3 protein-coding genes and 1 pseudogene are annotated in these 4,495 nt (G+C 41.8%); 3 read left to right on the top strand and 1 reads right to left on the bottom strand.

Annotated elements, in window-relative coordinates:
* The 3 genes and pseudogenes from ACOVO2_RS09075 to ACOVO2_RS09065 form a co-directional block, all read left to right on the top strand.
* A pseudogene (locus tag ACOVO2_RS09075) lies at nucleotides 1-1,494 on the top strand (alpha-2-macroglobulin family protein); the annotation flags it as partial.
* Between the two features lie 164 nt (nucleotides 1,495-1,658).
* On the top strand, nucleotides 1,659-2,102 hold the full coding sequence (locus ACOVO2_RS09070) for a hypothetical protein (RefSeq protein ID WP_421769653.1): 444 nt from the start codon (nucleotides 1,659-1,661) through the stop codon (nucleotides 2,100-2,102).
* Between the two features lie 90 nt (nucleotides 2,103-2,192).
* Nucleotides 2,193-3,701, top strand: coding sequence for a hypothetical protein (locus tag ACOVO2_RS09065; RefSeq protein ID WP_421769652.1), 1,509 nt, complete (start codon nucleotides 2,193-2,195; stop codon nucleotides 3,699-3,701).
* Between the two features lie 50 nt (nucleotides 3,702-3,751).
* Here the strand turns inward: ACOVO2_RS09065 and ACOVO2_RS09060 are convergent.
* On the bottom strand, nucleotides 3,752-4,495 hold a 744-nt coding region (locus tag ACOVO2_RS09060), incomplete at its 5' end, for a TonB-dependent receptor domain-containing protein (protein ID WP_421769651.1).

Genomic DNA, 4,495 nt, shown 5'->3' with positions numbered 1-4,495 from the left:
AGTCGCTCGCCGATGGTGCAGTTTGCCAAGCAATTAGATTATCTGTTGGGTTATCCGCACGGTTGCGTTGAGCAGACCGTTTCAAAAGCTTTCCCGCAATTATATTTTGCCGATTTCACGAAAACAATTGCAAAGAATTCAAGAGCTTTAAACTTTAATAAAAACTCCCCTTCAGGGGTTGGGGGTGGCGAAAATGACTGGAACCCACAGTTCAATGTGCAGGCGGCTATTCGTAAGGTAGAAAGTATGCAATTGGCCAATGGTGCAGTAAGTTACTGGCAAGGTGGCGACAGCGAAAGTTGGTGGGGAACTGCCTTTGCGGCACATTTCTTATTGGAAGCTAAAAAGGCTGATTATGAAGTAAATGAGACAAATCTAAATCGAATGTTGGATTATCTGACTACTAAAACGTCGATGCAAGATTTGACCGAAACCGACTATGTTTATAACGAAACAGGTACTTGGACAACTCGCACAATTGCACGCCACGAAATGATTTATTCGCTTTATACACTCGCAATGGCAGGAAAAGCCAATCAGCCAGTGATGAATTATTACAAGGCCAATCAAACTTTACTGACAACCGATGAGCGATATATGCTCGGTGCAAGTTTTGCCCAAATCGGTGACGAAGGTAGTTTCAAACAACTTTTACCGAAAGATTATGTGATAGAAAATACCCAAAAACAAACAGGTGGAAGTTTTGCATCGCCCATCAGAAATTTGGCTATTTCGTTGAACAGTTTGGTAGAATCCGACCCCGAAAACCTGCAAGTACCGAAATTGGCACGCATACTTTCGCAAGCCATCAAATCAACGCCTTATCTTTCTACGCAAGAATCGGTGTTTAGTTTCTTGGCTTTGGGTAAAATTGCCAAACGTACGGGCGAGTCGAGTGTAACAGCTTCATTATCAGTTGATAACAAGATTTTAGCGAATTTCGCAGGAACAGATTTAAACATCGAAAAAGGTATTGCAGGAAAATTGGTCAATATTTCGGCCAAAGGAAAAGGCGGCTTGTATTATTTCTCACAACAAGAAGGATTGAGTGCCACAGGAAGCTACACCGAAGAAGATAATTTCTTGAAAGTTCGCCGACAATTCTTAACCCGAAATGGCGAGCCGATTTCTGGAAGCCTGAAACAAAATCAGTTAGTTGTTGTAAAAGTAAGCGTAAGCAGCACACTTGGCACACCAGTTGAAAATGTAGTTGTAACCGATATGCTACCAGCGGCATTTGAAATTGAAAACCCTCGTCTGAACGAAGACCGCAACATGACTTGGATTAAAAATGCCTCAACGCCTCAACATTTCGATATTCGTGATGATAGAATCAATTTCTACACCACAGCCGATGCCACCGAAAAGACTTTCTATTATTTAGTAAGAGTTGTTTCTCGTGGTAAATTCATTCTCGGCCCAGTTTCAGCCGATGCCATGTATAATGGAGATTACCGCAGTTATAGCGGTGGGGGGAATGTGGTAGTGGAGTAAAAAATCAAAAACAAATCCCTCGAAATTCATTTTGAGGGACTTGTTTTTTGCGGCAGCACTTCCGAAAAATACCTGTTCTACTAAACAGGTATTTTTACGCTTATAGAGATAGTAATAAAAATCAAACTTTGCGGAGGCGTATGCAGAAAAGCCTTCAACAGAGTATGCAAAAAACTATCTTTATCAAACCAATGGCAACTCCACTTTCGCTCTACGTACCTATCAAACAAGATAAAGTTTCACAGGCAGCAGCACAAAAGCTTTATGATGATTTTTTATCAATCGTTACGCCAATTCTTAGCGACATTCAAATCGTGCATTACGCTCGCTTAGTTTTGATACCTAATCCAACGGGCGAAGGAATCAATGCCATCATGCTCGTAACAACTTTTGATGGAGCAATGAATCCATACCTCAGTACATTCTGGAATACAGGTCCAGGATTCAAAGAGTTGGTTAACGCTATTGCAGCGATTGCCCTTAACCCGCCAAATTTACCAATCGTGACTTTAAACGCCTTCGAAAACTTTATTAATAGCAATAACCTTAGTCAACCGACTAATTTTTATCAAGCCTATCCAAATACGGTTCTTCAGATTTTAGGCTAATAATTTTCAAAGAAATAGCTAACTGGGCTGACAAACACACGCTTGCGTTTGTCAGCTTTGTTATTCTTCACATATAAAAATAATACCTAAATGGCGGCAACTCCCGACCCTTCGAATATCCAAGGTTTTATACTTAGAGGATACACCCACCCCTATTCTTGTCATTTGCTTTTTAGCTTCAAAGCCAGTGGTGTAACGTTTAACTCTAAAGCTTTTTTCTCTGATTTGTACCCAAAAGTACAGTCAGGCTCTGATTGGGGCAATAATAAGCCTTTATCAATGCTCAACATTGGCATTAGCTTTTTGGGATTACAAATGTTAGGTGTGGCAGCTTCAACAAATAGCCACTTCCCAACTGAATTTCAAGAAGGTCCGTGGTCAACGGGTTCTCAAATGTCGCTTGGTGATTTTGATAGTAGTGCCCCGAGCAATTGGTGGAATCAGAAGTTTGCGAGCGAAGACGTACACTGCATTGTGCATACGTATGGGCTTACGCAAAGCGATTTAGACCAAATTATCACTTTTGTAACAACTTCAGCCACTGCCAACGGCCTCACTGAATTACTCCCGCTCAACGATGGTGATGGCAGGCTATATCAGTCAATAGTAGAAAATGACCCCGCAAAAATACATTTTGGGTATGTTGATGGCATCTCTGAGCCATCATTGGCTTACCCGAACGATGGGTCTAAAAACCAACAAAACTTAGATAATTTTCTAATCGGTTATCCAACAAACTCTGTCTCGGACCCTGGGCCGGTTGCTTTCAATTCAAAAAAGCCAGACTTAGAATCTCAGTTTGCTTTTGATGGCTGCTACAATGCTTTCAGAGTTTTGTACCAAGATGTAGCGGGTTTTGATAATTTTCTGACTCAACAAGCTACTGCCAATGCTTCAACGTTATCTTATTTAGGTAAAAATCAGGCAGAACTCGAAGAATGGTTTGCGGCAAAATTAGTAGGACGCTGGCGAAACGGCTCGCCGCTCATGCTTAGCCCAGATAACCCCGACCCAGCCACTGCCCACGCCGAAGATTTTGGTTATGCCAGTACCGACCCGAGCATATCTCCTGGTTATCAGGATGTCCCGAGTAGTTTTAGGTGTCCATTTTCGGCACATACCCGTGTAACGAACCCACGAGACCAACAACTGAATGCCTCACAAGGAGAAGGTATTTATGGCCCACCGAGAATCATTCGTAGAGGAATGCCTTACGGTGAAGAGTTGGTTGCAGGAAAAAATGATTCGGCCGATAGAGGATTGATTGGTTTGTTTTTTTGCGGAAGTATCGCTCGCCAATTTGAAAAACTATACGGCTGGATGAACTATAATAATTTTAGTCCAAAACAAGACTATTCGGTGCAAAATCCACCACAAGATGCACTCTTGGGCGATAGACCATCAGTAGCCAACAGCACAGATTTTCCTGGGGTTGTGAACTCGTTTACGATTCCGCTCGAAAACAATAATACGCAACTTCCGCCACTCACTATCAATACTTTACCATTGTTTATCGAAACCCGTGGAACGGCTTATTGCTTACTGCCAAGCCTTAAATCGATTCAGTATTTGGCTACGGGCGTGATGCCAAGCTCTTGAGAAAACCGATACTCGGTGACTTCGGCTCCGCTCAGTCACCGAGTATTTTCTCAGAAACTCACACTAAAGCTCAACTTTGCATTGAATGGAGTTCCAGGCGTAAAATGAATTTCTTCGACTGAGTTTAGTTCATTCTGTAAACGGCTTTCGGTGGCAAATTGGGTTTCTTTCCATTTTGTATTAAAGATATTTTGGATGGAAAGCCCAATCGAGTAACGATTCTTGCTATAGTTCAATAAAGCATCACTCACAAAATACCCTTTTGCTACGATGCTGTTATCTTCGTTGGCAGGTCTATCGCCTACATAACGATAACGCAGACTTCCGCTGAAACCTTTGTTATTTTTGAGTGTTAAACCTCCAATGCTTGTCCATTTTACGGCCAAAGGAATGAGGTTCTGTCCTTCGGTTTCGCCGATGGCTCTTGGTTTGGCATAATTTACATCGGCATCAAAAAACAAGTTTTTTGTAAGCTGATAACGCATAGAAATGTCAAAACCACTTCTTTTTGATTGACCAGAAGGTTCAACCACACCCGCATCGCCTACATATACAAACTCTTGATTGAGCCACAGATACCAATAAGCTGCGTTGATAACCATCTTCGGGAAAGGCTTCCAGATTGTACCTAAATCTGAACCATAAGCAGCGGGGAGAATCTCCAAACCGTTTTTCTCGATAACCGCACGGGTATCATTTGAGTGAAATCCTTTGCCTAAATTCAAATAAAACTGTAAGTTTTTATTCTTGGTATAATACAAATTCAGTTTAGGCGAAACGATGGAAGCATTGGC

Source organism: Emticicia sp. (genome assembly GCF_049241225.1).
Classification (GTDB): Bacteria; Bacteroidota; Bacteroidia; order Cytophagales; family Spirosomataceae; genus Emticicia.
Note: the sequence above shows the minus strand (reverse complement) of the source record. Positions and strands in the feature narration are given on the sequence as shown.

Bases quoted from the DNA above. Each gene is read 5' to 3' on its own strand.
- ACOVO2_RS09070 (WP_421769653.1), top strand. From the start codon at position 1,659: ATGCAAAAAACTATCTTTATCAAACCAATGGCAACTCCACTTTCGCTC.
- ACOVO2_RS09065 (WP_421769652.1), top strand. From the start codon at position 2,193: ATGGCGGCAACTCCCGACCCTTCGAATATCCAAGGTTTTATACTTAGA.